Raw genomic sequence first — 26,962 nt, forward strand, 5'->3', positions numbered from 1 at the left:
TCCTTCTCGCGCATGTCTTGATGGCATCTGGCCCCGACATTCGGGCACCAGCATGGCGCGCGATGCCCAATCTTCACTTCCGCGTGAAGAGAGCTACGAGTTCAAGGTGAGACGAGTGCGCGAACTGGTCGACCGGCTTCACACTGCCCATAGCAAACCCTGCGGCGACCAATATCGCCGCATCCCGCGCGAAACTGTTGGGATCGCAGGAAACCGAAATCACGCGGCGCACCCTGGAGGCCGCAAGCTGTTCGACCTGAGGCCGGGCTCCGGCCCGGGGCGGATCGAGGACCACCGCATCGTAGGCGTCGAGCTCGGGCACGGTCAGGGGCTCGCGAAACAGATCACGCCGGACGGCTGTGACCGGCTTGAGCCCGGAGGACAGGCGATAACCCTCGAGAAGCGCGGCGATGGCCGGGGCGTCGGTATCGGCGGCGAAGACGCGGGACTGGCGCGCCAGCCGCAGCGCGAAGGGGCCGATGCCGCAAAACAGGTCAGCGACGTTCCGGGCCCCAGCCGCGTGGGCCAGGACCAGTTCGGCAAGTATGGTTTCCGCTTCCCCGGTCGCCTGCAGGAAGGCGCCGGGCGGCAGGGGCACATGGATACCGTCGATCTCGACGAGGGGCGTGCGCGCCTGGGCCACGATTTCGCCGTTGAGGCAAAGGCGGGCGAGGTCGAACCGGGCGGCGAGCGGGGCAAGCAGCTGCCGGCCGCGCGGCTTGCGGCATTTGACGAGGACGTCCAGCCCCAGCGCGCTGGCGGTCAGCGTCACGTCGCACGGCCCCACCACCCCGGCCACGGCCCGTGCGATCTCGGGGGCGCGGGCGAGCGAGGGGACAAGGATGGGACAGCGCTCGATCGCAGCGATCTCGTGGCTGCGCAGGGCCATGAAGCCGGCGGCTTTCGGGGTGGCGTGCAGCGTGGCCCGGCGGCGTCCGATGCCGTGGGCGATGATCGGCTCGGCGATCTCGGGGGCCAAACCGGCGCGCGCCAGCGCATCGCGGGCGAGCCCGCACTTCCAGCTGCCATAGGCCCCAGGGGCCATGTGCTGGAGCTGGCAGCCGCCGCAATGGCCGAAATGGGGGCAGAAGGGCATAATGCGATCGGGACTTGCATCGATGACGGAGACCAGAGCACCACGCTGGCCTTCGATCTCGGCCTCGACCGTCTCGCCGGCCAGCGTTCCGGGCACAAAGACCGTGCTCCCGTCCATATCGGCGATCCCGTCGCCGCGCGCGCCGAGATCGCGGATCGAAAGTGTGCGTGGTCGTCCGGTCATCGCGATCAGCGGGCTGCCGGCAGGTCCGCGCGCTCGGGAATCGAGGGCTGGGCACCGGGCTTGAGACAGGCCGTCGCCGCGGCGGTGTTGGCCAGGGACAGGGCGTCGGCCAGCGACAGGCCTTCGGCGAGCCCGGTCGCGAAATACCCCACGAAGGTGTCTCCGGCGCCGACCGTGTCGACCGGCGTGATCCTGAGCCCGGCGACCGACGCCGTCTCGTCCCCCGATACGGCCACCGCGCCCTTGGGGCCCAGCGTCGCGATCACCGTCAGCCCATAGCGCTCGGCGAGCCATTTGACCGCCTCGACCTGATCGCGCTCAGGCGCATCGATGATCTCAAGCAGGCCCGCCAATTCGGTTTCGTTGACCACCAGATGGGTGATGGTCTCGAGAAGTTCGGGGGGGAAATCCATATAGGGAGCGAGGTTCAGCATCACGCGTGCACCATTCCTGCGCGCCACGCGCGCGGCGGTCAGTGAGGACTGGAGCGGAACTTCGAGCTGGAGCAGAAGAATGTCGTCGCCGCCGATGCCGCCCTGCTCGAGGGCCGCGCCGGTGAGCCGGGCATTGGCACCGGGCAGCACGGTGATCATGTTTTCACCGGCATCATCGACGACGATGAGCGCGGTGCCGGTGTGCTTGTCCATGCGGCGCACACCCGAGAGATCGATCTCGGCCTCGCTCAAAAGAGCCAGCGCGCGGTTGGCGAAATCGTCGTCGCCCACGCACCCGACCATACGCACCTCGCCGCCCGCGCGGCTGGCCGCAAGCGCCTGATTGGCGCCCTTGCCGCCGGGGCTGAACTCGAGCGTCGTCCCCAGCACCGTTTCTCCCGGCCGCATCAGACGCGGCGCGTGGCCGATGACATCGATATTGATCGAACCAAAGACAATGATCACGGGCGGGTCCTTTTTCCTCCAGCGATGGGGCTCAGCCCTTGTGCCAGAGGTGGGCGCGCCTGTTCAATCGAATTTGGCGGCAACGGGCGTGGCGCGCAGCCCGAAGGTGAACTGGTTGTCCTCGTGTTCGCCCGCGGGCCCCGAAACGTGTTCGCGGGCAGCGGAGAGGGTGAGGGTCAAGGGCTCGGCAAGGGCGAGGGAGAGCCCGAACCGGGCGGAGCGGCGCTCCTCGAGAACAAGGCCGAGGATGGCGGACTGCGTGCGCTCGGCCTCCAGGGCCATTTCGAGCGAAAGGCTGTCTGCGAGCCCCTGAGTGAAGGACAGCCCTGCGCTCGAGACGCGATCGGCAACCCCGTCTGCGGGATCAAAGATATCGGCGATCGCGGCGGCGCGGGCGGTCAGGAACGCCCCGCGCCACAGGGCAAATCCCAGCTCTGCCTCAAGATAGGGGGCGGCGAAGGGGGCCAGCCCGGGCCGCAAGGGGAGCACCGCATCGACCCCGGCATCAAGGGCGAAGCGGCCCGTTTCGCTCTCGTGGTCGAGGCCGGCCCAAAGCCGCGCCTGGGCGGAGCCGATCCGGCCGAACGCCAAGGTATCGGCGCGAGAGACGAAGGCGGCCTGGCCTGCGGTGCCGATCTCCGCGCTCCAGCCGGGCCCGACCGGGCCGCGCAGGGCGAGATTGGCCGAAGCGAGCCCCACATTGGCGCCAAGCCGCTGGGGCGGGACGCCGGGCAGCGAAATTTCGGTTTCCCCTTCAAGGGCTTGCTCATAGCCCAGCGTGGCCAGAAACGTCCCATCGCCCCGCTCGGCTATGAGCCCGGCTTCGATGGCGCCTTCATAGCGCTGGCCCGAGAGCCGGACGCGCTCGTCCCCGAAAAGGACGATCTCATCGGCCTCGATGGCCTTGCCGCGGATCGCGCCGCGCAGGACCAGCCCGGGACCGACCGCCCGCTCGGCGGCGATGTCGAGCCCGAGACTGTGTTCGGCCGGGCCCATGGCCCCGATATGGTGGGAACGGGCGGCTTCGAGCCCTGCGCGCAGCGCTTGTCCCTGAGCGGCTGCCTCGATCTCGAGCGTATGGGTATGCTTGAGAAACTGGCCGGGCGTACCCCCGACGGCCTTTTCCATATTGGAGGTCCAGCCCGTCTCGATCGTGAGCCCATAAGCGGGCCGAAGCCCGGAATCCCGGGCGTTTGCGGTCGGTACGGCGAGAAGCGCCAGAGCGGCCACAACCATTCCGTGGCGGCGCGGCTTAAGCGTGTTCACGTAGGGCCTCCTGCAATCTTCGTTCAAACGGAACTGGTCTGATCGGGCCCTTAGGGTGCGGCCGAGCCCATGAACGGGCCGATGCGCGCACAGGTCGTAGTCTTGCGGATGACCGGGGGGAAAAAGCGATGGCGGATCAACGCGATCGGATCGGGGACGCCTTGCGGACCTACCGGATACGGGCCGGGCTGGACCAGGCGGGAATTGCCCGGGCGCTGGGGGTTTCCCAAAGTCAGGTCTCGCGCTGGGAGAGCGGGCGGGACCGGCCGCGGGCGGCCAATCTGGCGGCGATCCGGGCGCTTGTCTGGGGGCGGGACGAGCCGGTGCTGGCCGGGCTGATCCAGACCGTGCGCCTGGCGAGCGGACCGCTGGCGGTGTTCGACGCGCGGCTCCAGCCGCTTTCCGCGAGCCGGAGCCTGCGGCAGGCGGGGGGCGCAATGGCCCGGTTCGGCTGGGTTTTCCAGCCCGACCAGAACCCTGCGGTGACCCTTCTTGCGCGGCGGCTTTGTGCCGGAGCAGAGGCCAGTTCGGAGGTGACGGGCGCCCGGATCTGCCTGCCCTTCAGCTTCGAGGCGAAGCCCTGGGCGGCGCGGGTGCGGCTGGCGCTCTACCGGGTGGGGCCCGAGATCTACGGGTTGGGGGAACTCGACTTCGCGCCCGATCCAGAGGCCGATGCGGTGCCCGGGATCGATCTGATCGGGGCCCAGGACACGCGCAACCCGGCCGCACGCCGGGACTATCGGGACATGCGGCCGAGCTATTAGCGACGGATTTTCAATGGTTTAGCGCCAGCGATTCTTGAAACCGGAGTGGCGGTGCATTGCGCCGCCCCACTGGTTCTTGACGGCGTTGCCATAGCCGGTGGCGTTGCCGTCGCCCTTCACGCTGGTGTTGCCCGACAGGATGCTCGAGCCGTTCAGAACGCCTCCGTTGAGGATCCCGCCATTGAGGACCGAGACGTTGCCGGTCTGGAGGCTGAGCAGATTGTTGCTGAGCCCGAGCAGCCCGCCACCCTTGCCCGAGCCCAGAAACTGGGCGTTTGCGGGGGTTGCGGCGAGTGCGAGAGCGCCAATGACGGATGCGATAGCCAGGATTTTCATGTTCTCACTCCTTGTTTGGGTTGCCTGCTTCGCCCCTTCGACACACCGACCCAAACCGCCGCCCGCATTTTAGGCAATGGTTAACCATGATTTCATGCGGCGTATGCGCGATATGCGCGTTTTCTGGCCGATCAGGGCGTTGATAGGCTCTGATCTGACGCCAAGCGGCGTCTGATCGGCGCTGACAGCGCTTGATCGGGAGAGCGATCTTTACGGGGCGGGATCCATCAGGGCGTGGACGCGGTCGGCGCCCAGCCGCGCGAGCTTGAGCAGCATCGCCTTGCGGCGCGCGGGTGGCAGGGCATCGAGCGGCGCGGGACGGATGATATCCCCGAAATGGCCGTCGGCGACCAGAAGCCCCTCGGCGGAGGGAAATACGGCAGAATCGAGTTCAGGCGGCTTGCAGAAGAAGAACCGGTCGCAAAAGTCCTTATAGGCGGGCCATTTGGAATCGGCGCGATAGTCGGCGAGGCTGGACTTGATCTCGATGATCCATATCTCGCCCTTGGCGCCGAGCGCGATCACGTCGGCGCGCCGGCCATTGACCAGCGGCACCTCGACAAAGCAGGCCATGTCGTGGACCGAGCGCAGGAACCGCATGACCCCGCGCTGGGTGCGCAGGGCCGTGGGGGACTGGCGCCCGTCCACGAGGAAAGGGCCCCCGGAGGCCGCCGGGCCAGCACCGGAATCGGTGAAGTCGGAATCGCTCATGGGGCCAGTCTAACGCCGATAGGCCCGGGGGTGAATCAAATCGTGGAGGCCAGCTCGGTCGCGCTCTCGCGAACCAGCCCGCCATGGCGGACAAGGAACCGGACAATCTCGTCCACCCCCTTGCCGCGCTTGAGATCGGTAAAGACATGGGTCTTGCCCGCGCGCATGCGCCCGGCGTCGGCGTCCATGACATCAAGATCGACCTCGACATAAGGGGCGAGATCGGCCTTGTTGATGACCAGAAGGTCCGAGCGGGTGATGCCCGGCCCGCCCTTGCGCGGGATTTCCTCGCCCTGGCACACCGAGATCACATAGAGCGTCAGATCGGCCAGATCGGGCGAGAAGGTCGCGGCCAGATTGTCGCCGCCGCTTTCGATGAAGACGATGTCGAGCCCGGGCACGCGGGCGTTGAGTTCGGCGATGGCGCGCAGATTGATCGAGGCGTCCTCGCGGATGGCGGTGTGGGGGCACCCGCCGGTTTCCACACCGATGATACGCTCCTCGGGCAGGGCCTGCAGGCGGGCGAGCATCATGGCGTCTTCGCGGGTGTAGATGTCGTTGGTGACGACCCCGACCGAAAACTCTTCACGCATGGCCTTGCAGAGCTTCTCGGTCAGCGTGGTCTTGCCCGATCCGACCGGGCCGCCGATGCCGACCCGCAGGGGTCCGTTGGAATTGCTCATGAGCGGAATATCCTTGTTCCCAGATCCTCGTGGCGCATGGCGGCGATGTCCGTACCATAGCCGATGGCGCCGATGGTTTCGAGCCGCGCGGCGGCGGCGGTGTCCGCCAGAGCGCAGATGCCGGGCTCGAGCCCGGCCAGAGCGGCCAGCCCCTCGGTCTGGCCCAGCGGAACGAGCCGCAGGGCGACCGCGATCTGCTGGCCGGCATACGCGTTGAGATAGCCCGCCACCGCATCGATGCCTGCAATGGCGCTTGACCCCGCCAGCGTGCCGAAGGCGACGGGCAGCGCCATGTCGCCCTCCAGCAGGCGGGCGATGTCCTCGCCCAGATCGAGCGGCCAGGCGGCAGCCGAGGTGACAAAGGAGCGGGCCTGCTCGCGGGTTTCCTTGTCGCGCTCGGCACTGGGCTGGAGGGCGAGCGCCAGGGCGTTGGCTTCGGCCAGCGTCGCGATATCGTGTGCCTGTGCCGCGCGCAGGCTGATGCCCACGAAAGAGGCATCGGTATGGAGCCCGCCGCTGGCCATTTGCCCCTCGATCCAGGCGACAAGGCTCGCCCGGTCGGTGACGGTGCCGGTGGCGATGGCCGTCTCGAGCCCCTGGCTGTAGGCGAACCCCCCGATGGGGAAGGCGGGCGAAAGCCAGGAGAGCAGCCGCACGAGACGGCGCGTGCCGTTCTGGCCTGGCTCAATGGTGATGGTCGTGCCCATGGTCGTGATGGTGGCCGTGGCCGCCGGCCTCGTGATAGGCGCCGCGCAGGGGCGAGAACGGGGCTTCGATTTCAGCGAGCGTGGCGCCCAGCCCTTCGAGCATGGCGGCGATGACGTGGTCGCGCCCGATCAGCAGGCGCGCGCCGGCATAATCGATCTGGCAGGGCAGATGGCGATTGCCCAGATGCCAGCACAGCGCCATCAGATGCTCGGTATCGCGCGCCCTGATCTCGAGCAGCGCTTCGGGAGCGGCGGCGACGTCCACATGGCGGCCATCCTCAAGAACCAGCACATCGCCATCCTCGAGCTTGACGGTCTGGGGAAGATCCACCAACACATCGGTTCCGTCCTCGAGGGTGAGGAGCTTGCGGCGCAAGGTGCGCTCGTCATGGGCGAGGGTGACGCGGCCAAGGGGAGCGCCACGGCCATGGCCCTTGTGGTCGTGATCGGTTGCGCGCATGGGGAAATCGTCCTTTCGGGTGCCGGCCGGCAGGCAAGGTGAGTGCGGTTGGCCATCAGGATGCAAGTTCCGCGCCAGACGCGGCCTAGGGGATATCGAGCATGGCGTGACAGGTGAGGGGCTTGGCATCCTCGCCGGCGCGCACATCGGCGAGGGTGGCGTCATTGCCCTGGGTCCACCACTCATACTCGCCCGAGACATAGCGCACGCCCGAGGCGGCGATGACCGCCACGAAGATGCGGGGCTGGTCCTCGACCGGAACGATGGCGAGGAAATCGGGGTGGGCGTTGATATAGGTGACCGAGAAGGTCTCTTCGCTGTCCTCGCATTCATACTCGGTGATCTGGCTCTGGGCCTCGCCCTGGAACGGGACGACGAGCTGGAGCTGGGCGGCCCCGAGCGGGGAAGCGGCAGCCAGCGCGGCGGCGCAGAGCGCGAAAGCGAGATGTCGACATGCCATGGGACCTGCCCCGGTTCGAATTGCGACCCGATCAGTGTAGTGCATTTTCGCGATTCGCTGAATCGCTCAAACCGCACTCTATTCTCATCGGGTCGCGCTCCCGAACCGCAAAAGCGGGCACCGCTTTTGCTGGGAACGCTCCGAAGCATTTTCGCGATTCGCTGGACCGCTCAAACCGCACTCTATTCTCATCGGGTCGCGCTCCCGAACCGCAAAAGCGGAACCCGCTTTTGCTGGGAACGCTCCGAAGCATTTTCGCGATTCGCTGAATCGCTCGAACGGCACTCCCTTTCCACCGGGTCGCGCGTCCAGACCGCGAAAGTGGAAGCCGCTTTTGCTGGGATCGAGGCTAGACGCCGATGAGCCAGACAGTGATGCCGTAGGCGACTGCGCCAACAAGGGCGGCGGCGGCCATGTCGCGGGTGGCAAAATGCCCGCCCACCACGGCGGCCGAGCCCACGAGGGTGGGCCCGAGCACCGCGACATCCGGGGTGGCGAGCGGCAGGAAGGAGGCGGCGGTGAGCGCGGCGAGAGCGGCGGGGCCGGTGGCGGCGAGAAACCGGCTCATGGCGCCGCCCGGGCGGCCCGAAAAGAACGGCAGACGCAAGGGCAGCGCCCGCATGGCCCAGGTGCCCAGCCCGACGATTGCCACAAGAATGAGCAGGTCGGTGTTCAATGCACCCCTCCATCGAGATCGAAGCGATCGGTGTCCCTGCCCTGCCCCCAGCCGGCGACGCCTACAAGCGCGCCCGCAACCATGCCCATGACGATGCCGAAGGTGGCCGAGACCGTGAGCGTGCCGGCAAGCGAAACCAGCAGCCCCGCGGCGATCGCCGGCAGGTGCACCCGGGAGAGGACCGACAAGAGCATGGCCAGGAACAGCGCCGGCATCAGGAACCCCAGCGCCGCATCGACCGCGGGCCAGGCTTCGATGGGGCCCGTGCCCACCAGCGCCCCGACCGCGGTGCCCGAGCACCAGGCGAGATAGGGACCCATGCCGATCCCGAACATCCAGCGCTCGGAAAACCGGGCGCCGGGCCGTTGCAGCCCCACATAGGCGGCCCCGAACCCGCCATCGGAGAGCCAGCCCGCCCAGGCCCAGGAATAGCGGATGGGGGCGCCCGGGCCGGCCTTTTCCATGATTGCGGGGCCGTAGAGCACGTGGCGCAGATTCATGGCGAGAACCGAAAGCGCGGATACGATCACCGGCGCGCCGCCGGTCAGAAGCGTGAGGGCCAGGAACTGGCTGGCGCCCGCATAGATGGCCATCGAGACGAAGGTGGCCTCAAAGACCGAAAGCCCGGCCCGGCTGGCCGCGATGCCGAACGAGATGCCGACGGGGAAATAGCCCAGCGTGATGGGAAGGCTGGTGCGGGCGCCGTGGCGAAAGCTGGCGGGTGGGGCGGAAGACGGGCGGGGCATGGGGACCGGGGACAAGGACTTGAACGGCGGGTTCCATCGTTTGCGCCCTTCTCTAGTGCGCCTTGCGGACGAGCGAAAGGGCTAACATGCCAGAGGGGGTATGGAAGCGCTGATGACCCCTCACCCCCGGCCCCTCTCCCTCAAGGGGAGAGGGGGGCTCGTGGGGCAGAGCGGTAGACATTTCTGCTGCCGTTCGCGGATTGCTTCCATGGCTCCACTGAAGCTCAGCGCTTGGGGCGAAGATGGTGGCCTTCAGCGACACGTCTCGTGTACCAGCGATGGCTATGCCCCGGCCGGGCGGGGACGGTTGGGTCGGGCTGAGAGCCGCAGCATCACCATCGCCGCCCCGGCCTTCGAGCCGGAGTCCACGTGCGTTACAGCAGGCACTGGTGCGGGTGGTGGGGCTGATGGGTCCCGGGTCAGGCCCGGGACAGCGAGGGTGGAGTGGCTCCCATGTCCCCTCGCCCCGTGTACCACTCGAGCATAGCGCTCATGACCTTCGTCGGACCGGGATCAGGTGAGTTCGGCGCGGAGAGCCTCGGCGAGGTCGGTGCGTTCCCAGGAGAAGCCGCCGTCGGCGTCCGGTTCGCGGCCGAAATGGCCGTAGGCGGCGGTGCGCTCGTAGATGGGGCGGTTGAGCCCCAGATGCTCGCGGATGCCGCGGGGGCTCAGATTCATGACCTTCTGGAGCACGGGTTCGAACCGGTCATCCTCGATGGTGCCGGTGCCGTAGGTGTCCACATAGATCGAGAGCGGCTTGGAGACGCCGATGGCATAGGAGAGCTGGATGACGCATTTGCGCGCCAGCCCGGCCGCGACGATGTTCTTGGCAAGGTAGCGCGCCGCATAGGCGGCCGAGCGGTCCACCTTGGTGGGATCCTTGCCCGAAAACGCGCCCCCGCCATGGGGGGCGGCGCCGCCATAGGTGTCCACGATGATCTTGCGGCCGGTGAGCCCGGCATCCCCGTCCGGCCCGCCGATGACGAAGGCGCCGGTGGGGTTGACGTAGAACTCGTCCTCGGGCGGCATCCAGCCCTCGGGGAGCGTGGCTTCGACGAAAGGCCGCACGATCTCGCGCACGCGCTCCTGGGAGATGTCCTCGTCGTGCTGGGTGGAGACCACGATCGAGGTGGCGCCCACCGGGCGGCCGTTCTCGTAGCGCAGGGTGACCTGGCTCTTGGCGTCCGGGCCAAGGCCCTCCACCGTGCCGGAATGGCGGGCGTCGGACATGGATTTGAGAATCGTGTGGGCGTAAAGGATCGGCGCGGGCATCAGCTGGGGGGTCTCGTCGACCGCAAAGCCGAACATGATCCCCTGGTCGCCGGCGCCCTCGTCCTTGTTTCCGGCCGCGTCAACGCCCTGGGCGATGTGGGCGGACTGCTCGTGCACGTAGCAGGAGAAATCGAAGGTCTGCCAGTGAAAGCCGGGCTGCTGGTAGCCGATCTTCTTGACCACGCCGCGGGCGAGCGCTTCCATGGCGTGCGCATCGATCGAAGCGGGGCCACGGACCTCGCCGGCGAGCACCAGCCGGTTGGTGGTGGCGAGGGTTTCCACCGCCACGCGCGAATAGGGGTCCTCGGCGAAAAACGCATCGACGATGGCGTCGGACACCTGATCGCAGATCTTGTCGGGATGACCTTCGGAAACCGATTCCGAGGTGAAGAGATAGCTCGAGCTGGCCACGTTAAACCTCATGTGCTGGCGAGGGCGCACGCTTATTGCGCGTGCGTGGGCCGACCCCACGCACTTTCAGACCCGCTTGTGGCAGTCCGGACCGACAAATGCAAGAGGGGATATAAAGCGATCTTTATATGATCGCGATCACCGGCGGAGGCGACCGGCGAGCCCGGCAAGGAGCACCAGCGCGATCCCGAGGGCGAAGGGCAGATGGCCGAGCCGGGCAAAGACCGTCTCCTCGAGACGCTGGGGAATGGTGGCGTCGATGGCCCCGACCGCGCCGGGCCCGAGCGATTGGGTGATCCGGCCGAGCGGATCGATGACGCCGGAAATCCCGGAATTGGCGGCGCGCACCAGCGGAATGCCCTCCTCGAGCGCGCGCATCCGATGGTGGTGGAAATGCTGGGGGAGCCCGATCGAGCCGTCGAACCAGGCGTCGTTTGTGGCCACGAGGATGAACTGGGCCTCGCGCACCGGGGCGCCCAGCCCGCCCGGATAGATCGCCTCGTAGCAGACGAGCGGCAGGAAGGCGGGCGTGCCGGGAAGCTCCATGAGCCGGCGCGCGGTGCCCGGCGCCCAGCCATCGGCGCCGTGGACGAACTGGGAAAACCCCAAGGTCTCGAGCTGGTCCTGGAAGGGGAGATATTCCCCGAAGGGCACCAGATGGGTCTTGTCGTAGCTCGAGATCACCTCGCCGGTGGGCGCGATGGCGAAGATTGAATTGAAGGGCCGCGTCGTGCCGTCGGCAGGGCCGGCGGTGCGCGGCACGCCAGCCAGAAGCAGGAGGTCGTCCGGCAGCGCCCGGGCGATCTGGGCGAAGAGCTCGGGCTCGTCGGAGATAAAGAACGGGAGCGCCGCTTCGGGCCAGATCAGATGGGTGATGTCCTCGAGCCCGCGGTCCTCGGGACCGGTGCGCATGGCCGAGAGGTCGAGAAGGCGCGTGACGGTCTCGGCGCGCGCCTCGGTCTGCCATTTGAGGTCCTGGGGGATGGCGGGCTGGACGATCCGGACCAGCATGTCCTCGCGCGCGGCGAGGGGGATCGCGGTGAGCCGCCCATAGCCCCAGCCGAGCTGGAGCGTGATGGCACCAATGCCGACAAAGACCGGCACGAGCCGGGCCACCAGAGTCCGGTCCGCGGCGGGCCAGACCAGCGCGGGGAGCCCGGCAAGGACCAGCGCGACGAGGGTGAGCCCATAAACGCCCACAAGACTGGCAGCCTGCATCATCTCGAGATTGGCGGTGAGCGCGTAACCCACGAGGTTGAACGGCAGGCCGGTGAAGAGGTGGCCCCGGGCGAACTCGGCGATCGAGAGCGCGCCGGCGAGCGCGAGGATGCGCGCCGCGCCATGGGACCAGAGCAGGTGGGCAAGCGCGGTGCCCGCGCCCCAGAAGAGCGCAAGGACTGCGGCCAGGGCCAGGATGGCGAACGGCATGGCGGCAAGCTGGACGCCGCCATCGACGAAAAACGCGGCGCCGATCCAGTGCAGGGAAACCGCGAAATACCCGAGCGCGAACCAGAACCCGATGCCAAAGGCGGGCGGCAGGACGCGCCCGAGCCGTCCGGCCCCCGGTTCGGCGCCATCGAGCGCCCAGACCAGCACCGGAAATCCGATGAAAAGGGCGGGGAGCAAAAAGAAGGGCGCCGCGGATAACCCGGCCAGAGTGCCGGCGAGACCGAGCATCACGGCCCGGCGCCAGCCATGGGCGAGAATGGCGAAATCGGCCAGTGCGTTCACCTCTCACCCCCGGGCTGGGCGCAGCCGGCGGGCGGCGCGCGAGCTTGCGAATCGTCATCGGGGAGCCTGAAGCCAAATCGCGCGCGGCGTCAATTGACCGGCCCCGCGCGGCAGTCCCCGGCGGAGGCCGGGAGCCCCGCACCCCTTTGCAAGGGCACGGGGCCGAGATTGTGGTGCAAACAACCTCTGCCGGAGGACATCCGGCCCCCCGATCATAGGGGACACCCGACACGCTGTCATGAGGGACATGCACGATAAATGTGCACGCACCAGAGGCGCGGGGGGAAGTGTGGGTAAATTTTGGGCAAAAGCAGGCAGGTTCAAGGCGCCGCGCCCGGCGCCGGGGCGAGCGGGCCCATGCCGGGCGCGCCATGAGCCCGGCCCTCGGGGGCTGAAAGCGGTGGATTTACAGTTTGTTAAGCTCTGGCCGTCGCGGGAGCCCGGGGGGCGTGGCACGCTTCTTGCGACTCCTTCCAGTGGTGCAAACAGCAACTGTCGGAGGACAAAATGACAGACTGGACCAAACTTACACGGGGCGTTCTGATGGCCGGGGCGATGGGGCTTTCGCTCGCCGGCGCGCCGGCCTTCGCCCAGGAGGGCGATCCCATCAAGGTCGGTATCCTTCATTCGCTTTCGGGCACGATGGCCATTTCCGAAACGACGCTCAAGGACGTCATGGAAATGCTGATCGAGCAGCAGAACGAGGCCGGCGGCGTCCTTGGCCGCCCGCTCGAGCCGGTGGTCGTGGACATCGCCTCGGACTGGCCGCTGGCCGCCGAACTGGCCCGCCGCATGATCGAGCAGGACGAGGTCGACGTGGTCTTTGGCTGCTGGACCTCGGTGTGCCGCAAGTCCGTGCTGCCGGTGTTCGAAGAGCTCAATTCGCTCTTGTTCTACCCGGTCCAGTACGAGGGCGAGGAAAGCCAGCGCAACGTCTTTTATACCGGTGCCGCGCCCAACCAGCAGGCCATCCCCGCCGTCGACTACCTGATGAACGAAGAAGGCGTCGAACGCTGGGTGCTCGCTGGCACCGACTACGTCTATCCCCAGACCACCAACCTGATCCTCGAGCAGTATCTGCGCGATGCGGGCGTGGCCGAAGAAGACATCATGATCAACTACACCCCGTTCGGCCATTCGGACTGGCAGACGATCGTGTCGGACATCGTGGCGTTCGGGTCCGAAGGCACCAAGACTGCCGTGGTTTCGACCATCAACGGCGACGCCAACGTGCCGTTCTATCGCGAACTGGCCAACCAGGGCGTGGACGCGGCCGACATTCCCGTCGTCGCCTTCTCGGTGGGCGAGGAAGAGCTTTCGGGCTTCGATACCGCACCGCTCGTGGGCCATCTGGCGGCCTGGAACTACTTCATGAGCGTGGACACGCCCGAGAACGCGGAATTCATCGAAGCCTGGCACGCGTTTATCGGTGACGAAGAGCGCGTGACCAACGATCCCATGGAGGCCCATTACATCGGCTTCAACATGTGGGTCGAGGCGGTCGAAGCGGCCGGCACCACCGATGCGGACGCGGTGATCGACTCCATCGTGGGCGTGGAAGTGCCGAACCTGACCGGCGGCACCGCCGTGATGCTCCCCAACCACCACATCACCAAGCCGGTGCTGATCGGTGAAATCCAGGACGACGGCCAGTTCTTCGTCGTGTGGGAGACCGAGGACCTCGTCGAGGGTGACGCATGGTCGGACTTCCTGCCAGGCTCGATGGACCTCGTGTCCGACTGGACCGATCCGATCAACTGCGGGAACTACAACACGGTCAGCGAGACCTGTGGCGGCTCCGAGCTCTGAGCGCTCGAACCTGAACTGGAGAGGGGCGGCCCGCCCGCCCCTCTTTCCGGTCCCGAACGCCCGGCGCGAGGGATCCGGATCGGGACATGCAAGTCTTTGATTTCTCGCGCCTGGGGACCCGACGATTGGTCCGTTTTTCCCGAAGCGCTCGATAGGGGTGGAAAATGACAGTTTTTGCGCGTCCGGCCCGTGCCGTTTCGATCCGCGCCCTTTTTGGAGGCCTCCTGCTGGCCCTGCTGCTCGCCCTGCCGGGGACGGCGCGGGCCCAGGACACGACGGCGACGATCCTTTCCCAGATGCCGGGCGCCAGCCTGCGCGAGCTTGCCGCGGCCGTCGAGGCGCTGGCCGCATCGGGAGACGAGCGGGCCGTGCCCATCCTGAACGCACTGGGCGAGGGCAATCTTTATGAAACCGAGGATGGCGGCATCTATATCCGGGAGGGCCGCGGGCCGATCCTGGATGCGGCGACCGGCGAGACCACCGAGGCGGTCGATGCCGACGCGCTCGACCTGATCCGCATCAATAATTCCCTGCGCCGCGACATCAGCGCCGCCATCGGCGGGCTGACGCTGATGAGCGAGAACCCGGACACGCGCATGAGCGCGGCCCGAGAGATGTTTTCCACCGCCGAGCCGGACAATATCGCGCTGCTCGAGGAGGCGCTGGCCCAGGAAACCGACGCGGGCGTGCGGCGGGTGATGGAACAGGCGCGGGCCGCCGCGCTGCTGCGCTCCGACATCTCGGTAGAGGATTTTGCCGCCGCAGTGGCGGTGATCGCCGAGCGCGGCGACCGTCAGGCCCTGGCCATTCTCAACGCCAACCTCGCGAACGCCTCGGAAGCCGAGCGCGCCAACATCGAAGCGGGGATCGCCGCGATCAACCAGTCCCTGGCGCTGCAGGGGGTGGCCCAGAACGTCTGGTACGGGCTTTCGCTGGGCTCGGTGCTGCTTTTAGCGGCGATCGGGCTGGCCATCACCTTCGGGGTGATGGGGGTGATCAACATGGCCCATGGCGAGATGGTGATGATCGGGGCCTATGTGACCTTCATGGTCCAGGAGATCATCCGCGTCTCCTATCCCGGGCTGTTCGACTATTCGCTCGCGATCGCGGTGCCGCTGGCGTTCCTCGTGACCGGGCTGGTTGGGGTGGCGATCGAGCGCGGGATCATCCGCTGGCTCTACGGGCGCCCGCTCGAGACGCTGCTGGCCACATGGGGGCTTTCGCTCATCATCCAGCAGGCGGTGCGCACGATCTTCGGGGCGACCAACCGGGACGTGGGCAACCCCTCGTTCATGACCGGAGCCTTCGAGGTTTTCGGGCTCTCGATCACCTGGAGCCGGCTGTGGATCGTGGTCTTTGCCATGGTGGTCTTTGCGCTCCTCTGGCTGGTGCTCAACAAGACGCCTCTGGGACTCCAGATGCGGGCAGTGACCCAGAACCGGCGCATGGCCTCCTCGATGGGCATCAGGACGCCATGGGTGGACGCCATGACCTTCGGGCTGGGCTCGGGGGTTGCCGGGCTCGCGGGGGTGGCGCTCTCCCAGATCGACAACGTCTCGCCCAATCTGGGCCAGGGCTACATCATCGACAGCTTCATGGTGGTGGTGTTCGGCGGGGTGGGGAACCTCTGGGGCACGCTGGTCGGCGCCATGACGCTGGGCGTGGTCAACAAGTTCCTCGAACCCTATTCGGGGGCGGTGCTCGCCAAGATCCTGATCCTGGTCTTCATCATCCTCTTCATCCAGCGCCGCCCGCGCGGGCTCTTTGCCCTCAAGGGCCGGGCGGTGGAACAATGATGGCGCGGTTCGAGGTCATCACGGCGCCCATCGGCCTGCTACAGGCAGGCCGGCGGGACCAGTCCGGGCGCGAGGCGTCCGGCGACGCCGGGGTTTGCGCGGCGCACGAGAGCACGCCTGCCCGACCCGCGCCCCCCGCTCCGCCCCAGGGGGTGCTGAGCGCCCCAATCGCAGGCTTCGGCATCTGGAGGTCCTCGCTATGATCACCGCAACGGTTTTGCGCGCTCTCGACAAGAAGGCGTACTGGGTCGTGGGCATCCTGATCGCCCTTGCGATCCTCGTGCCGCTGTCGAACCTTCTTCTGCCCACCGGCCATGCGCTGCGGGTGCCCAATTACATGGTACCGCTTTTGGGCAAATACCTCTCCTACGCCATGCTGGCCCTGGCGCTCGACCTGATCTGGGGCTATTGCGGCATCCTGTCACTTGGGCACGGGGCGTTCTTTGCCCTGGGCGGCTATGCCATGGGGACCTACCTCATGCGCCAGATCGGCACCCGGGGGGTCTATTCGCACCCCGAGCTGCCCGATTTCATGGTGTTTCTGGGCTATTCGGAACTCCCCTGGTACTGGCTGGGCATGGACCAGTTCTGGTTCGCGGCGATCATGATCATGGCGGTGCCCGGGCTCCTGGCCTTCGCCTTTGGCTGGTTCGCGTTCCGGAGCCGGGTGACGGGGGTCTATCTCTCGATCATCACCCAGGCGATGACCTATGCGCTGATGCTGGCGTTCTTTCGCAACGACATGGGATTTGGCGGCAATAACGGGCTGACCGATTTCCGCGACATTCTCGGCCAGCCCATCGCCAACCAGGGCACGCGCGCGGCGCTTTTCGCAGCCACCGCGATCGCGCTGGCGGTCTCTTATGTGCTGTGCGCGAGCATCGTCGCGTCCAAGCTGGGCAAGGTGATGGTGGCGGTGCGCGACGCGGAAAGCCGGACCCGGTTCATCGGCTACCGGGTGGAGAACGTGAAGCTCTTTGCCTTCACGCTCTCGGCGGTGATGGCGGGGATCGCGGGGGCGCTCTACGTGCCGCAGGTGGGGATCATCAATCCGGGCGAATTTTCCCCGGCCAACTCGATCGAAGTGGTGATCTGGGCGGCGGTCGGCGGGCGCGGCACGCTGGTGGGCCCGATCATCGGGGCGATCCTGGTCAATGTCGGCAAATCCTATTTCACCGCTGCCCTGCCCGATTTCTGGCTGTTCGCGCTCGGTGGGCTGTTTGTCTTCGTGACCCTTTTCATGCCGCGCGGGATCGTGGGGGTGTTCGTTTCGGCACGCGATGCGCTGGGTGCCCGGCGGGCCTCGGCACGGGCGGAAAAGGGCGCCGGGCCCGATCCGCGCGACGGGCCTTCGGCCCCTGCACCATCGCGCTCGGATCCCGACAGGGAAACGCGCACCGACACCGGGGACGCGCGCCCCTCGCCGGCGGAGTGAGACCATGACCGAAACCATGACGACACCGACCCAGACGCCACCGGCTCCAGCCCCCGAGGGCGCGGCAGTCGATCCGCTGCGGCACGATTCCCTGCTCTATCTGGACGGGGTGAGCGTGAGCTTTGACGGGTTCAAGGCACTCAATTCGCTTTCGCTGATCGTGGGCCATCGCGAGCTGCAGGCGATCATCGGACCCAACGGGGCGGGAAAGACCACGATGATGGACATCATCACCGGCAAGACCCGGCCCGATACCGGTGAGGTCTATTTCGAGGGGCGGATCGACCTCACCCGCAAGGACGAGACCGAGATCGCCATGCTCGGGATCGGGCGCAAGTTTCAAAAGCCGACGGTGTTCGAGAGCCATACGGTGCGCGACAATATCGAGCTGGCGCTCAAAAAGCCGCGCGGGGTGTTTCGGGCCTGGTTCTATGACCGGAGCGCCGAGGACGATGCGGCGATCGGGGCGATCCTCGAGACGGTGCGGCTGGGCCACCGCGCCGGGGAGCTGGCCGCCAACCTCTCGCACGGCCAGAAGCAATGGCTCGAGATCGGCATGCTGCTGGCCCAGGACCCCAAGCTGATGCTGGTGGACGAGCCGGTGGCGGGGATGACCGACGCGGAAACCGAGGAGACCTCCAAGCTTCTCGTGGACATCGCGCGCTCGCGCTCGGTGGTCGTGGTCGAGCACGACATGAGCTTCGTGCGCGACCTCCAATGCCGGGTGACGTGCCTTGCCGAAGGCTCGGTGCTGGCCCAGGGCTCGCTCGAGCATGTGAGCGCGGACCCCAATGTCATCGAACGCTATCTGGGACGATAGGATTGCCATGACCGAGTTGACCGTCGAGAACGTCGATCTGCACTATGGCGCGGCCCAGGCCCTGCGGAGAGTCTCGATCACCGCGCGGCCCGAAAAGATCACCGCGGTGATGGGGCGCAACGGGGTGGGCAAATCCTCGCTGCTGCGCGCGATCACCGGAGTTCATCCGATCTCGGGGGGCACCATCTCGATCGCCGGCACCGAGCTCAAGCGCTCGGCCCCCTATGCGCGGGCGCGGATGGGGCTGGGCTATGTGCCCCAGGGGCGCGAGATCTTCCCGCTCCTGACCGTGCGCGAGAACCTTTACACCGGCTATGCGCCGCTCAAGCTCTCCGAGCGCGCCATTCCCGAGACGATCTTCACACTGTTTCCGGTGCTCAAATCCATGCTGGGGCGTCGGGGGGGCGATCTCTCGGGCGGCCAGCAGCAGCAGCTGGCCATCGGGCGGGCGCTGGTGACCCGACCCAAGGTACTGGTGCTCGACGAGCCCACCGAGGGCATCCAGCCCTCGATCATCAAGGACATCGGGCGCGCGCTGCAGTTTCTGCGCGACGAGATGGGCATGACCATCCTTCTGGTCGAACAATATCTCGATTTCTGCCGCGAACTGGCCGATGATATCTACGTCATGGACAGGGGGGAGATCATGCATTCGGGAGTGGCCGCCGATCTCGACGATCCCGACGTCAAGCGCCACCTGATGGTCTGATGCTCGATACGCCCAACCCATCGGCGGCTCCGGCCGCCCTTCAGCGTGCCCGCGGTGACGGCCGGGTCACGGCCAAGGCCCGGGACGGCAGAAGTGTGCTCGATACGCTCTACCAGTCCGGCTGCGCCAAGATCCGCACCCCGCGCACCCATGGCAAGGCCATCGAGGCGGTGCTGATCAATTCCTCGGGCGGGCTGACGGGCGGGGACGAGATGGCATGGACCGCCAAGGCGGGGCCGGACGCGCACCTCGTGGTCACCACCCAGGCCTGCGAGCGGGTCTACCGCTCAGTGGGCGGGAGCGCGGCGGTCGCCAACCGCATCGAGATCGGGCCGGGCGCGCGGGTGGACTGGCTGCCCCAGGAAACCATCCTTTTCGAGGACTCGGCGCTCTCGCGGCGGCTCGAGGTCGACATGGCGCCCGACGCGGTGTTTTTCGGGCTCGAGGCCGTGATCCTGGGGCGCAAGGCGCGCGGGGAACACGCCGAGCGGGCCGCGCTCAGGGAAAGCTGGCGGATCAGGCGCGCGGGCACCCTGGTGCATGCCGAAGAGGGGCAGCTTGCGGCCGGAGACATGCTGGCGCGCGCCAACCGGGCGCTGCTCGACGGCGCGGGTGCGTTCGCGACATTGTGCTATGTGGCCCCCGACGCCGAACGGCGGATCGGGGAGATCAAGGACAGGACCGCCCGCTTTGCGACCGCGGGCGCGAGCCTTGTGGGCGACAGGATCGTCGTCCGGGCGCTGGCCCCGACGGGCTATGAGTTGCGCAAGATCATCGTGCCGCTGGTGGCGGCGCTATCGCAGAACGGCGCGATACCGCGCCTTTGGAGCCTTTAGGAACGGATATGAATCTCACACCGCGGGAAAAGGACAAGCTGCTGGTGGCCATGGCCGCGATGGTCGCGCGCCGCCGGCTTGAGCGCGGGGTCAAGCTCAACCACCCCGAAGCCATCGCGCTGATCACCGATTTCGTCGTCGAGGGCGCGCGGGACGGACGGCCCGTGCCCGAATTGATGGAGGCGGGCGCCCATGTGATTGCCCGCGAGCAGGTGATGGACGGGATCGCCGAGATGATCGGGGATATCCAAGTCGAAGCCACGTTTCCCGACGGCACCAAGCTCGTGACCGTCCACAATCCCATCCGATAGGGGAGTTTCAAACCATGCACAAAACCATCCTGACCGCGATCGCCATCCTCGCGGCGGCCACGGCTCCGGCCTTCGCCCATCTCGACCCTGTCGCGCACGGCTCGTTTGCCGCGGGCTTCACCCATCCTCTGTTCGGGCTCGACCACATCCTTGCCATGGTGGCCGTGGGGCTGTGGGCGGCCAGCGTGGGCGGGCGAGCGCTGTGGGCCGTGCCCACCGCCTTCGTCGTCACCATGGGGATCGGGTTCGGTGCGGCGATCCTGGGCATGCCCCTGCCCCTGGTGGAACCGGTCATCCTCGCTTCGGTGATCTTCATCGGCATCATGATCGCGCTGGCCATGCCCCTGCCGGTTGCCGGGGTTGCCGGTGCGGTCGCGTTCTTTGCCCTGTTTCATGGCCATGCCCATGGCGGTGAAATGGGAGAGGCCGGAGCCCTGGGCTATGCTGCGGGGTTCATCGCCGCCACCGCCGTGCTCCATGGCGCGGGGGTGGCGCTCGGCATGGTCCTTGGCGGCCTCGCCCGCAGGGGTGGGCGCCTTGCAACGCGCATCGCCGGTGGGCTGACCGCGCTTGGCGGTCTCTACCTTGCGATCGGAGGCTGACCATGATTCCCGGAGAGGTCATCACCGCCCCAGGTGACATCGAGCTCAACGGCGGGCGTGAGGCCCTGGTGCTCGAGGTGTCCAACACCGGGGACCGGCCGGTCCAGGTGGGCAGCCACTACCATTTTCATGAAACCAACAGCGCGCTGGAGTTCGACCGGGACGCGGCGCGCGGGCTCAGGCTCGACATTCCGGCGGGCACCGCCGTGCGCTTCGAGCCGGGCCAGACCCGTGAGGTGCGGCTGGTGCCCTATGGCGGCGCGCGGCAGGTCTACGGGTTCAACGGCAAGATCATGGGAGCGCTCTGATGGCCAATTCGATTTCGCGCGCGCTTTATGCCGACATGTACGGCCCGACCACCGGGGACAAGGTGCGGCTGGCCGACACCGAATTGTTCATCGAAGTGGAACGGGACCTCACCGTCTATGGCGAGGAGGTCAAGTTCGGCGGCGGCAAGGTGATCCGTGACGGCATGGGCCAGTCGCAGGTGACGCGCGCCGGGGGCGCGGTCGATACCGTCGTCACCAATGCGCTGATCCTCGATCACACCGGAATCTACAAGGCCGATATCGGATTGAAGGACGGGACGATCGCCGCCATCGGCAAGGCGGGCAATCCCGACACCCAGCCGGGGGTCGACATCATCGTGGGCCCGGGCACCGAGGTGATCGCCGCCGAGGGCAAGATCGTCACCGCCGGCGGGTTCGACGCCCATATCCACTTCATCTGCCCCCAGCAGATCGAGGAAGCGCTGATGAGCGGGCTGACGACAATGCTGGGGGGCGGGACGGGCCCTGCCCACGGCACGCTGGCCACCACCGCGACGCCCGGTCCCTGGCATACGGGCCGGATGATCCAGAGTTTCGATGCCTTTCCCATGAACATCGCGCTGGCCGGCAAGGGCAACGCGTCGCGTCCCGAGGCGCTGGTCGAGCAGGTTCTGGGCGGGGTCGCCGCGCTCAAGCTGCACGAGGACTGGGGCACGACCCCCGCCGCCATCGACACTTGTCTCTCGGTGGCCGACGAGATGGACGTGCAGGTGATGATCCACACCGACACGCTCAACGAATCGGGCTTTGTCGAGGACACCATCGCCGCCTTCAAGGGCCGCACGATCCATGCCTTTCACACCGAGGGCGCGGGGGGCGGGCACGCGCCCGACATCATCAAGGTGTGCGGGCTCGACAACGTCATCCCCTCCTCGACCAACCCCACCCGCCCCTTTACGGTCAACACGCTGTCCGAGCATCTGGACATGCTCATGGTGTGCCATCACCTGGACCCTTCGATCCCCGAGGACGTGGCGTTCGCCGAAAGCCGCATCCGCAAGGAGACCATCGCGGCCGAGGACATCCTGCACGACATGGGAGCGTTCTCGATCATCTCCTCGGACAGCCAGGCCATGGGCCGGGTGGGCGAGGTGATCATCCGCACCTGGCAGACCGCCGACAAGATGAAGCGCCAGCGCGGCCCGCTCCCCGAGGAAACAGGCCAGAACGACAATTTCCGCGCCAGGCGCTATGTGGCCAAATACACGATCAACCCCGCCATCGCCCACGGGATCTCCGAGCATATCGGGTCGATCGAAGTGGGCAAACGGGCCGATATCGTCGTCTGGAACCCTGCCTTTTTCGGGGTAAAACCCGATCTGATCGTTCTGGGCGGCATGATCGCGGCGGCGCCCATGGGCGATCCCAACGCCTCGATCCCCACGCCCCAGCCCATGCACTACCGGCCCATGTTCGGCAGTTTCGGCAAGGCGATCGCCCACACTTCGGTGACGTTCGTCTCGGGCGCCGCGCTCGCTGACGGGCTCAAGGAGAGGCTCGGGGTCGACAAGACGATGCTTGCGGTAAAGAACACCCGCGGGGGAATTTCCAAGGCCTCCATGGTCCACAACAGCGCGACCCCGGAGGTCTCGGTGGACCCCGAAACCTACGAGGTGCGGGCGGACGGGGAGTTGCTGACCTGCGCGCCGGCCGAGGTGCTGCCCATGGCCCAGCGGTATTTCCTGTTCTGATCGGATCGGTTTGGGGGCTTCGCAGCGTTGGGGACCCTCACCCCCGACTTGGCCATTCGCGCATAGCGCTCATGGCCTTGTGCGGCTCCGATCGCTCCACTGGAGCGATTGGTCGCTGGAGCGCTGAAGGACCCCTCACCCCCGTCTTGCCAATCACGCAGAGCGCTCATGGCCTTCTGCGGCTCCAATCGCTCCACTGGAGCGATTGGTCGCTGGCGCGACCGCCTTGAAGTCTCCCTCAAGGGGAGAGGGGGGCTCTCTTGGCCACCGATACGGACAAAGGCACTCTTTCTTCCCTTCTCCCCTCGTGGGAGAAGGTGGCCGCCGAGCGGTCGGATGAGGGGGTAGAGGGGTCGCGATGACCTCCTCCGCTTGATGTTTCGCAACGCTGTAGCCCCCTCACCCCCGTCTTGCCATTCGCGCATAGCGCTCATGGCCTTCTGCGGCTCCAATCGCTCCACTGGAGCGATTGGTCGCTGGCGCGACCGCCTTGAAGTCTCCCTTAAGGGGAGAGGGGGGCTCTTGGGGCTAAGGCATGCGCCATCCTGACCATTGTGGCATTGCGCTCATGGCCTTGTGCGGCTCCGATCGCTCCACCGGAGCGCTTGGTCGCTGGCGCGACCGCCCTGAAGTCGCCTGCACGGGGGGAATTGCGCTGCGCTCGCTGCTTAGCCCTCCCGTCCTCCCCCTTCAGGAGGGTGGGAGGGCCTGTGCTGGCGGGGAGGGAGGTGATGGCATGCGGGCCTTCGCGTGTGCGGAAGCGCTGCCGCCCCCTCACCCCCGTCTTGCCATTCGCGCAGAGCGCTCATGGCCTTCTGCGGCTCCAATCGCTCCACTGGAGCGATTGGTCGCTGGCGCGACCGCCTTGAAGTCTCCCACGAGGGGAGAGGGGGGCTCTTCGGGCAACGAATCGGACCAAGGCACTCCTGTTTCCCTTCTCCCCTTGAGGGAGAAGGTGGGCTTTCGCGGCAGCGAAAGGTCAGATGAGGGGTTCCAGGCGCCGCAGCACACCCCGGTCGCAGTGATTGCCCCGGACCTTGGCGCGCATGTTGGCGAGGGGTGGGCGCCGGTCTTGATTTGTGGGCTCGGATGGGCCAGAGGGGGCCCGCACGTGAATTTGTCGGCCCCAGGACCGTGATTTTGAAACCCATTGCTCAGGATCCCAAGGGACCGCGCGCCTTTTTCGGGCGGCGCGCGGGCAAGACGCTGCATGCGGGGCAGCGGGCGCTGTTCGACACCCTTCTGCCCGAGATCGCCATCGACATCTCGGGGCCCTTCGATCCAGCGACGCTCTTTCCCGATGCGGACGCGATCGAACTCGAGATCGGCTATGGGGGCGGGGAGCATCTGGCGCGGATCGCAAAGGAAAACCCGACCCATGGCTTTATCGGGTGCGAGGTGTTTACCGGCGGGATCGGCAAGATGCTCGAGGCGATCGAGACCGGGGGGCTGGACAATATCGCGCTGTTTCCCGACGATGTGATCAAGCTGTTGGCGGTGATGCCCGACGACGCGCTCGACGCGATTCACGTGCTTTACCCCGATCCCTGGCCCAAGCCGCGCCACCACAAGCGGCGGCTGATCCAGTTTGCGATGCTGGCCGAGTTCGCCCGGGTGCTCAAACCGGGCGGCAGCTTCCGGTTCGCCACCGATATCGAGGATTACGCGGACTGGACGCTGGCCCATGTGCTGGCTTCAAAGCTTTTCGACTGGCCCGCCACGGAGCCGGGGGGCTGGCACGAGCCCTACCCGGGCTGGCAGCCCACGCGCTACGAGCAGAAGGCGCGGCGCCAGGGGCGCACGAGGAGTTTTTACTTCTCGTTTGCGCGGCGGTGAGGACCCGTCTTGTCTTTGGTGCCATCCGGCGCTATATGGGGGTCCAACAATCTCAGAGCCAATGAGAGAGTGGGTGCCAGAACCGGCCCCGCTCTTTTTTGTTTTCTTCCCCGAGGAGCCCTGTGACACAGACGCCCCAGCCCAAGCGCTACATCCGCCAGACCCCGCTCGAGGCGAGGATCTCCGAGATCGTCGAGCCGGTCGCCGAGAATCTGGGCTATGCCCTTGTCCGGGTGCGCCTCACTCAGGACAACGGCATGACGCTCCAGATCATGGCCGAGGACGAGAACGGCAATTTCACCATCACCGATTGCGAGGCGCTCCATCGCGACCTCTCCCCGGTGCTCGACCTCGAGGACCCGATCGACCGGGAATACCATCTCGAGATTTCCTCGCCGGGCGTGGACCGACCCTTGGTGCGGGCCCGCGATTTCGAGCGCTGGGCGGGCCATGAAGCCAAGGTCGAATTGTCCGACCTCGTGGCCGGGCGCAAGCGCTTTCGCGGGGAGATCGTGGGGACAGACGGGGAGACCTTCTCGATCCGGGTACCCGACGCACCCAAGGGCGAGGACGGGGTGCACGTCCTGCCGATCGCGCTTCTGGCGGACGCCAAGCTGATGATGACCGACGCGCTGCTGGACGCGGCGCGGCGCATGCAGGAAGACAATCCGGACTTCCAAGACGACGATCCGGAAATCGAAACCATCATCGAGGGTTCCGAGGCCGAGGACGGCGCGGACGATTCGAACCAGGGGAGACCATAGAAATGGCCGTCTCAGCCAACAGGCTTGAACTCTTGCAGATCGCCGACGCGGTGGCGCGCGAGAAATCCATCGACCGGATGATCGTGATCGAGGCCATGGAAGAGGCGATCCAGCGCGCCGCCAAGGCCCGCTATGGCGCCGAAACCGAGGTGAAGGCCGAGATCAACCCCAAGAGCGGCGAATTGCGGCTCTGGCGGCTGCTCGAAGTGGTCGAGATGGTGGAGGAATACGGCCGGCAGATTTCGCTGGTCGATGCCAAGGCCAAAAACGATGCCGCCAAGATCGGCGACTATGTGACCGAGCCCCTGCCCCCGATCGAGTTCGGGCGCATCGCGGCGCAATCGGCCAAGCAGGTCATCGTCCAGAAGGTGCGCGACGCAGAACGCGAGCGCATGTACGACGAATATATCGACCGGTTGGGCGAGATCGTGAACGGGTCGGTCAAGCGGGTCGAATACGGCAACGTCATCGTCGATCTGGGCCGCGGGGAAGCCATCATCCGCCGCGACGAATTGATCCCGCGCGAGCAGTTCCGCTATGGCGACCGGGTCCGGGCCTATATCTACGACGTGCGCCGCGAGCAGCGCGGGCCCCAGATCTTCCTTTCGCGCACCCATCCCCAGTTCATGGCCAAGCTCTTTGCCCAGGAAGTGCCCGAGATCTACGACGGGATCATCACCATCCGCTCGATCGCGCGCGATCCGGGCAGCCGCGCCAAGATCGCGGTGACGTCTTCGGATTCCTCGATCGACCCCGTGGGCGCCTGCGTGGGCATGCGCGGCAGCCGCGTGCAGGCGGTCGTGGGCGAATTGCAGGGCGAGAAGATCGACATCATCCCCTGGACCGATTCGATCGCCGACCTCGTGGTCTCCGCGCTCCAGCCCGCCGATGTCGCCAAGGTGGTGCTCGACGAGCAGGCCGAGCGCATCGAGGTGGTGGTGCCCGACGAGCAGCTTTCGCTCGCCATCGGCCGGCGCGGCCAGAACGTGCGGCTGGCCTCCCAGCTTATCGGCTGGGACATCGACATCCTCACCGAGCAGGAAGAATCCGAGCGGCGCCAGAAGGAATTCACCGAGCGCACCGGGCTGTTCATGGACGCGCTGGACGTGGACGAAATGGTGGCCCAGCTGCTCGCATCGGAAGGCTTTTCCTCGATCGAGGAGCTGGCCTATGTGGACCTGGGCGAAATCGCCTCGATCGGCGGGTTCGACGAGGAAACCGCCGGGGAAATCCAGAACCGGGCCACCGAATATCTCGATGCGGTCGAGCGGGCCCATGACGAGGAGCGCACCGCGCTCGGGGTCGAGGACGCGCTCTATGACATCGAAGGGCTGAACGCGGCCATGCTGGTGGCGCTGGGCAAGGACGACATCAAGACGCTCGAGGATTTCGCCGGCGCGGTCGCCGACGACCTGATCGGGTGGTCCGAGCGCAAGGACGGGGAAACCCGCCGCCATGACGGCGCGCTCTCGGCCTTCCCGCTCAGCCGCCAGGAAGCCGAGGACATGATCATGGCCGCGCGCGTGAAGGCCGGCTGGATCACCCAGGAAGACCTCGGCGTCGAGGAGGACGCGGAACTGGACGAGGCGGAAGCCGAGGAAAGCCCCGCCGAATAGAGTCTTT

At 66.8% G+C, this 26,962-nt stretch carries 27 protein-coding genes; 14 read left to right on the plus strand and 13 right to left on the minus strand.

Features of this window, described 5'->3' with window-relative positions:
- Positions 1–73: 73 nt before the first annotated feature.
- From EO136_RS13915 to EO136_RS13925, 3 genes are all read right to left on the minus strand, one after another.
- On the minus strand, positions 74–1,279 hold the full coding sequence (locus EO136_RS13915; RefSeq protein WP_127144999.1) for a class I SAM-dependent RNA methyltransferase: 1,206 nt from the start codon (positions 1,277–1,279) through the stop codon (positions 74–76).
- Positions 1,280–1,284: 5 nt separating this feature from the next.
- Complete coding sequence (locus tag EO136_RS13920; protein ID WP_127145000.1) at positions 1,285–2,178, minus strand: ribokinase; 894 nt, start codon at positions 2,176–2,178, stop codon at positions 1,285–1,287.
- Between the two features lie 63 nt (positions 2,179–2,241).
- Complete coding sequence (locus EO136_RS13925; RefSeq protein ID WP_127145001.1) at positions 2,242–3,444, minus strand: hypothetical protein; 1,203 nt, start codon at positions 3,442–3,444, stop codon at positions 2,242–2,244.
- A gap of 128 nt (positions 3,445–3,572) precedes the next feature.
- On the opposite strand from EO136_RS13925, the gene EO136_RS13930 reads away from it, so the two are divergent.
- The gene (locus EO136_RS13930) at positions 3,573–4,208 is read left to right on the plus strand and encodes a helix-turn-helix domain-containing protein (protein WP_127145002.1); all 636 of its coding nucleotides are present in this window, start codon (positions 3,573–3,575) and stop codon (positions 4,206–4,208) included.
- Positions 4,209–4,226: 18 nt separating this feature from the next.
- Here EO136_RS13930 and EO136_RS13935 read toward each other — a convergent pair whose 3' ends face one another.
- The 10 genes from EO136_RS13935 to lnt all read right to left on the minus strand — a co-directional run bounded on the left by EO136_RS13935 (position 4,227) and on the right by lnt (position 12,401).
- On the minus strand, positions 4,227–4,544 hold the full coding sequence (locus EO136_RS13935) for a hypothetical protein (protein WP_127145003.1): 318 nt from the start codon (positions 4,542–4,544) through the stop codon (positions 4,227–4,229).
- 210 nt (positions 4,545–4,754) lie between these two features.
- Positions 4,755–5,255 carry an MmcB family DNA repair protein gene (locus EO136_RS13940; protein ID WP_127145004.1) on the minus strand — a complete coding sequence of 167 codons (501 nt, stop codon included), beginning with the start codon at positions 5,253–5,255 and terminating at the stop codon, positions 4,755–4,757.
- 35 nt (positions 5,256–5,290) lie between these two features.
- Positions 5,291–5,938, minus strand: a complete 648-nt coding sequence (gene ureG, locus EO136_RS13945; RefSeq protein ID WP_127145005.1) for an urease accessory protein UreG — start codon at positions 5,936–5,938, stop codon at positions 5,291–5,293.
- Positions 5,935–6,645 carry an urease accessory protein UreF gene (locus EO136_RS13950; RefSeq protein ID WP_127145006.1) on the minus strand — a complete coding sequence of 237 codons (711 nt, stop codon included), beginning with the start codon at positions 6,643–6,645 and terminating at the stop codon, positions 5,935–5,937. Before EO136_RS13950 ends, ureG begins: the two co-directional genes overlap by 4 nt.
- Positions 6,623–7,105, minus strand: coding sequence for an urease accessory protein UreE (locus EO136_RS13955; RefSeq protein WP_127145007.1), 483 nt, complete (start codon positions 7,103–7,105; stop codon positions 6,623–6,625). The genes EO136_RS13950 and EO136_RS13955 overlap by 23 nt, the downstream gene beginning before the upstream one ends.
- A gap of 85 nt (positions 7,106–7,190) precedes the next feature.
- Positions 7,191–7,565, minus strand: a complete 375-nt coding sequence (locus EO136_RS13960; RefSeq protein WP_164730610.1) for an MliC family protein — start codon at positions 7,563–7,565, stop codon at positions 7,191–7,193.
- Positions 7,566–7,914: 349 nt separating this feature from the next.
- Positions 7,915–8,241 carry an AzlD domain-containing protein gene (locus EO136_RS13965; RefSeq protein WP_127145009.1) on the minus strand — a complete coding sequence of 109 codons (327 nt, stop codon included), beginning with the start codon at positions 8,239–8,241 and terminating at the stop codon, positions 7,915–7,917.
- Entirely contained in the window at positions 8,238–8,987 is a 750-nt protein-coding gene (locus tag EO136_RS13970; protein ID WP_127145010.1) for an AzlC family ABC transporter permease, read from the minus strand. The genes EO136_RS13965 and EO136_RS13970 overlap by 4 nt, the downstream gene beginning before the upstream one ends.
- Before the next feature lie 513 nt (positions 8,988–9,500).
- Positions 9,501–10,670, minus strand: a complete 1,170-nt coding sequence (gene metK, locus EO136_RS13975) for a methionine adenosyltransferase (protein WP_127145011.1) — start codon at positions 10,668–10,670, stop codon at positions 9,501–9,503.
- A gap of 138 nt (positions 10,671–10,808) precedes the next feature.
- A complete protein-coding gene (gene lnt / locus EO136_RS13980) occupies positions 10,809–12,401 on the minus strand; it encodes an apolipoprotein N-acyltransferase (RefSeq protein ID WP_127145012.1) in 1,593 nt (530 codons plus the stop codon).
- Between the two features lie 507 nt (positions 12,402–12,908).
- Here lnt and urtA point away from each other — a divergent pair.
- The 13 genes from urtA to nusA all read left to right on the plus strand — a co-directional run bounded on the left by urtA (position 12,909) and on the right by nusA (position 26,955).
- Positions 12,909–14,210 (plus strand): urea ABC transporter substrate-binding protein, encoded by a 1,302-nt coding sequence (urtA, locus tag EO136_RS13985; RefSeq protein ID WP_127145013.1) that lies wholly within the window; start codon positions 12,909–12,911, stop codon positions 14,208–14,210.
- Positions 14,211–14,374: 164 nt separating this feature from the next.
- Positions 14,375–16,006 (plus strand): urea ABC transporter permease subunit UrtB, encoded by a 1,632-nt coding sequence (urtB, locus tag EO136_RS13990; protein ID WP_127145014.1) that lies wholly within the window; start codon positions 14,375–14,377, stop codon positions 16,004–16,006.
- 199 nt (positions 16,007–16,205) lie between these two features.
- Entirely contained in the window at positions 16,206–17,441 is a 1,236-nt protein-coding gene (urtC, locus tag EO136_RS13995; RefSeq protein WP_127145015.1) for an urea ABC transporter permease subunit UrtC, read from the plus strand.
- 4 nt (positions 17,442–17,445) lie between these two features.
- Positions 17,446–18,261: an urea ABC transporter ATP-binding protein UrtD gene (gene urtD / locus EO136_RS14000; RefSeq protein WP_425466621.1), complete on the plus strand. Its 816-nt coding sequence runs from the start codon at positions 17,446–17,448 to the stop codon at positions 18,259–18,261.
- A 7-nt stretch (positions 18,262–18,268) separates the two neighbouring features.
- The gene (urtE, locus tag EO136_RS14005; protein WP_127145016.1) at positions 18,269–18,970 is read left to right on the plus strand and encodes an urea ABC transporter ATP-binding subunit UrtE; all 702 of its coding nucleotides are present in this window, start codon (positions 18,269–18,271) and stop codon (positions 18,968–18,970) included.
- Positions 18,970–19,806: an urease accessory protein UreD gene (locus EO136_RS14010; protein WP_127145017.1), complete on the plus strand. Its 837-nt coding sequence runs from the start codon at positions 18,970–18,972 to the stop codon at positions 19,804–19,806. Before urtE ends, EO136_RS14010 begins: the two co-directional genes overlap by 1 nt.
- Before the next feature lie 8 nt (positions 19,807–19,814).
- Positions 19,815–20,117, plus strand: a complete 303-nt coding sequence (locus EO136_RS14015; RefSeq protein ID WP_127145018.1) for an urease subunit gamma — start codon at positions 19,815–19,817, stop codon at positions 20,115–20,117.
- A 14-nt stretch (positions 20,118–20,131) separates the two neighbouring features.
- On the plus strand, positions 20,132–20,719 hold the full coding sequence (locus EO136_RS14020) for a HupE/UreJ family protein (RefSeq protein ID WP_127145019.1): 588 nt from the start codon (positions 20,132–20,134) through the stop codon (positions 20,717–20,719).
- A gap of 2 nt (positions 20,720–20,721) precedes the next feature.
- Complete coding sequence (locus EO136_RS14025; protein ID WP_127145020.1) at positions 20,722–21,027, plus strand: urease subunit beta; 306 nt, start codon at positions 20,722–20,724, stop codon at positions 21,025–21,027.
- Positions 21,027–22,739: an urease subunit alpha gene (gene ureC / locus EO136_RS14030; RefSeq protein WP_127145021.1), complete on the plus strand. Its 1,713-nt coding sequence runs from the start codon at positions 21,027–21,029 to the stop codon at positions 22,737–22,739. Before EO136_RS14025 ends, ureC begins: the two co-directional genes overlap by 1 nt.
- Positions 22,740–23,879: 1,140 nt before the next feature.
- Complete coding sequence (gene trmB / locus EO136_RS14035) at positions 23,880–24,575, plus strand: tRNA (guanosine(46)-N7)-methyltransferase TrmB (RefSeq protein WP_246018386.1); 696 nt, start codon at positions 23,880–23,882, stop codon at positions 24,573–24,575.
- Positions 24,576–24,697: 122 nt separating this feature from the next.
- Positions 24,698–25,339 (plus strand): ribosome maturation factor RimP, encoded by a 642-nt coding sequence (gene rimP / locus EO136_RS14040; RefSeq protein WP_127145023.1) that lies wholly within the window; start codon positions 24,698–24,700, stop codon positions 25,337–25,339.
- Positions 25,340–25,341: 2 nt separating this feature from the next.
- Positions 25,342–26,955: a transcription termination factor NusA gene (nusA, locus tag EO136_RS14045; protein ID WP_127145024.1), complete on the plus strand. Its 1,614-nt coding sequence runs from the start codon at positions 25,342–25,344 to the stop codon at positions 26,953–26,955.
- The last annotated feature ends 7 nt before the right edge of the window (positions 26,956–26,962 follow it).

This window comes from Pelagibacterium montanilacus, assembly GCF_003992665.1.
Lineage (GTDB): Bacteria > Pseudomonadota > Alphaproteobacteria > Rhizobiales > Devosiaceae > Pelagibacterium > Pelagibacterium montanilacus.

Bases quoted from the DNA above. Each gene is read 5' to 3' on its own strand.
- EO136_RS14020 (WP_127145019.1), top strand. From the start codon at position 20,132: ATGCACAAAACCATCCTGACCGCGATCGCCATCCTCGCGGCGGCCACG.
- nusA (WP_127145024.1), top strand. From the start codon at position 25,342: ATGGCCGTCTCAGCCAACAGGCTTGAACTCTTGCAGATCGCCGACGCG.
- EO136_RS13950 (WP_127145006.1), bottom strand. From the start codon at position 6,645: ATGGGCACGACCATCACCATTGAGCCAGGCCAGAACGGCACGCGCCGT.
- EO136_RS13955 (WP_127145007.1), bottom strand. From the start codon at position 7,105: ATGCGCGCAACCGATCACGACCACAAGGGCCATGGCCGTGGCGCTCCC.
- EO136_RS13960 (WP_164730610.1), bottom strand. From the start codon at position 7,565: ATGGCATGTCGACATCTCGCTTTCGCGCTCTGCGCCGCCGCGCTGGCT.
- EO136_RS13930 (WP_127145002.1), top strand. From the start codon at position 3,573: ATGGCGGATCAACGCGATCGGATCGGGGACGCCTTGCGGACCTACCGG.
- EO136_RS13940 (WP_127145004.1), bottom strand. From the start codon at position 5,255: ATGAGCGATTCCGACTTCACCGATTCCGGTGCTGGCCCGGCGGCCTCC.
- urtB (WP_127145014.1), top strand. From the start codon at position 14,375: ATGACAGTTTTTGCGCGTCCGGCCCGTGCCGTTTCGATCCGCGCCCTT.
- urtD (WP_425466621.1), top strand. From the start codon at position 17,446: ATGACCGAAACCATGACGACACCGACCCAGACGCCACCGGCTCCAGCC.
- urtA (WP_127145013.1), top strand. From the start codon at position 12,909: ATGACAGACTGGACCAAACTTACACGGGGCGTTCTGATGGCCGGGGCG.
- EO136_RS14015 (WP_127145018.1), top strand. From the start codon at position 19,815: ATGAATCTCACACCGCGGGAAAAGGACAAGCTGCTGGTGGCCATGGCC.
- EO136_RS14010 (WP_127145017.1), top strand. From the start codon at position 18,970: ATGCTCGATACGCCCAACCCATCGGCGGCTCCGGCCGCCCTTCAGCGT.
- ureG (WP_127145005.1), bottom strand. From the start codon at position 5,938: ATGAGCAATTCCAACGGACCCCTGCGGGTCGGCATCGGCGGCCCGGTC.
- ureC (WP_127145021.1), top strand. From the start codon at position 21,027: ATGGCCAATTCGATTTCGCGCGCGCTTTATGCCGACATGTACGGCCCG.
- EO136_RS13915 (WP_127144999.1), bottom strand. From the start codon at position 1,279: ATGACCGGACGACCACGCACACTTTCGATCCGCGATCTCGGCGCGCGC.
- urtE (WP_127145016.1), top strand. From the start codon at position 18,269: ATGACCGAGTTGACCGTCGAGAACGTCGATCTGCACTATGGCGCGGCC.
- EO136_RS13935 (WP_127145003.1), bottom strand. From the start codon at position 4,544: ATGAAAATCCTGGCTATCGCATCCGTCATTGGCGCTCTCGCACTCGCC.
- EO136_RS14025 (WP_127145020.1), top strand. From the start codon at position 20,722: ATGATTCCCGGAGAGGTCATCACCGCCCCAGGTGACATCGAGCTCAAC.
- urtC (WP_127145015.1), top strand. From the start codon at position 16,206: ATGATCACCGCAACGGTTTTGCGCGCTCTCGACAAGAAGGCGTACTGG.
- EO136_RS13970 (WP_127145010.1), bottom strand. From the start codon at position 8,987: ATGCCCCGCCCGTCTTCCGCCCCACCCGCCAGCTTTCGCCACGGCGCC.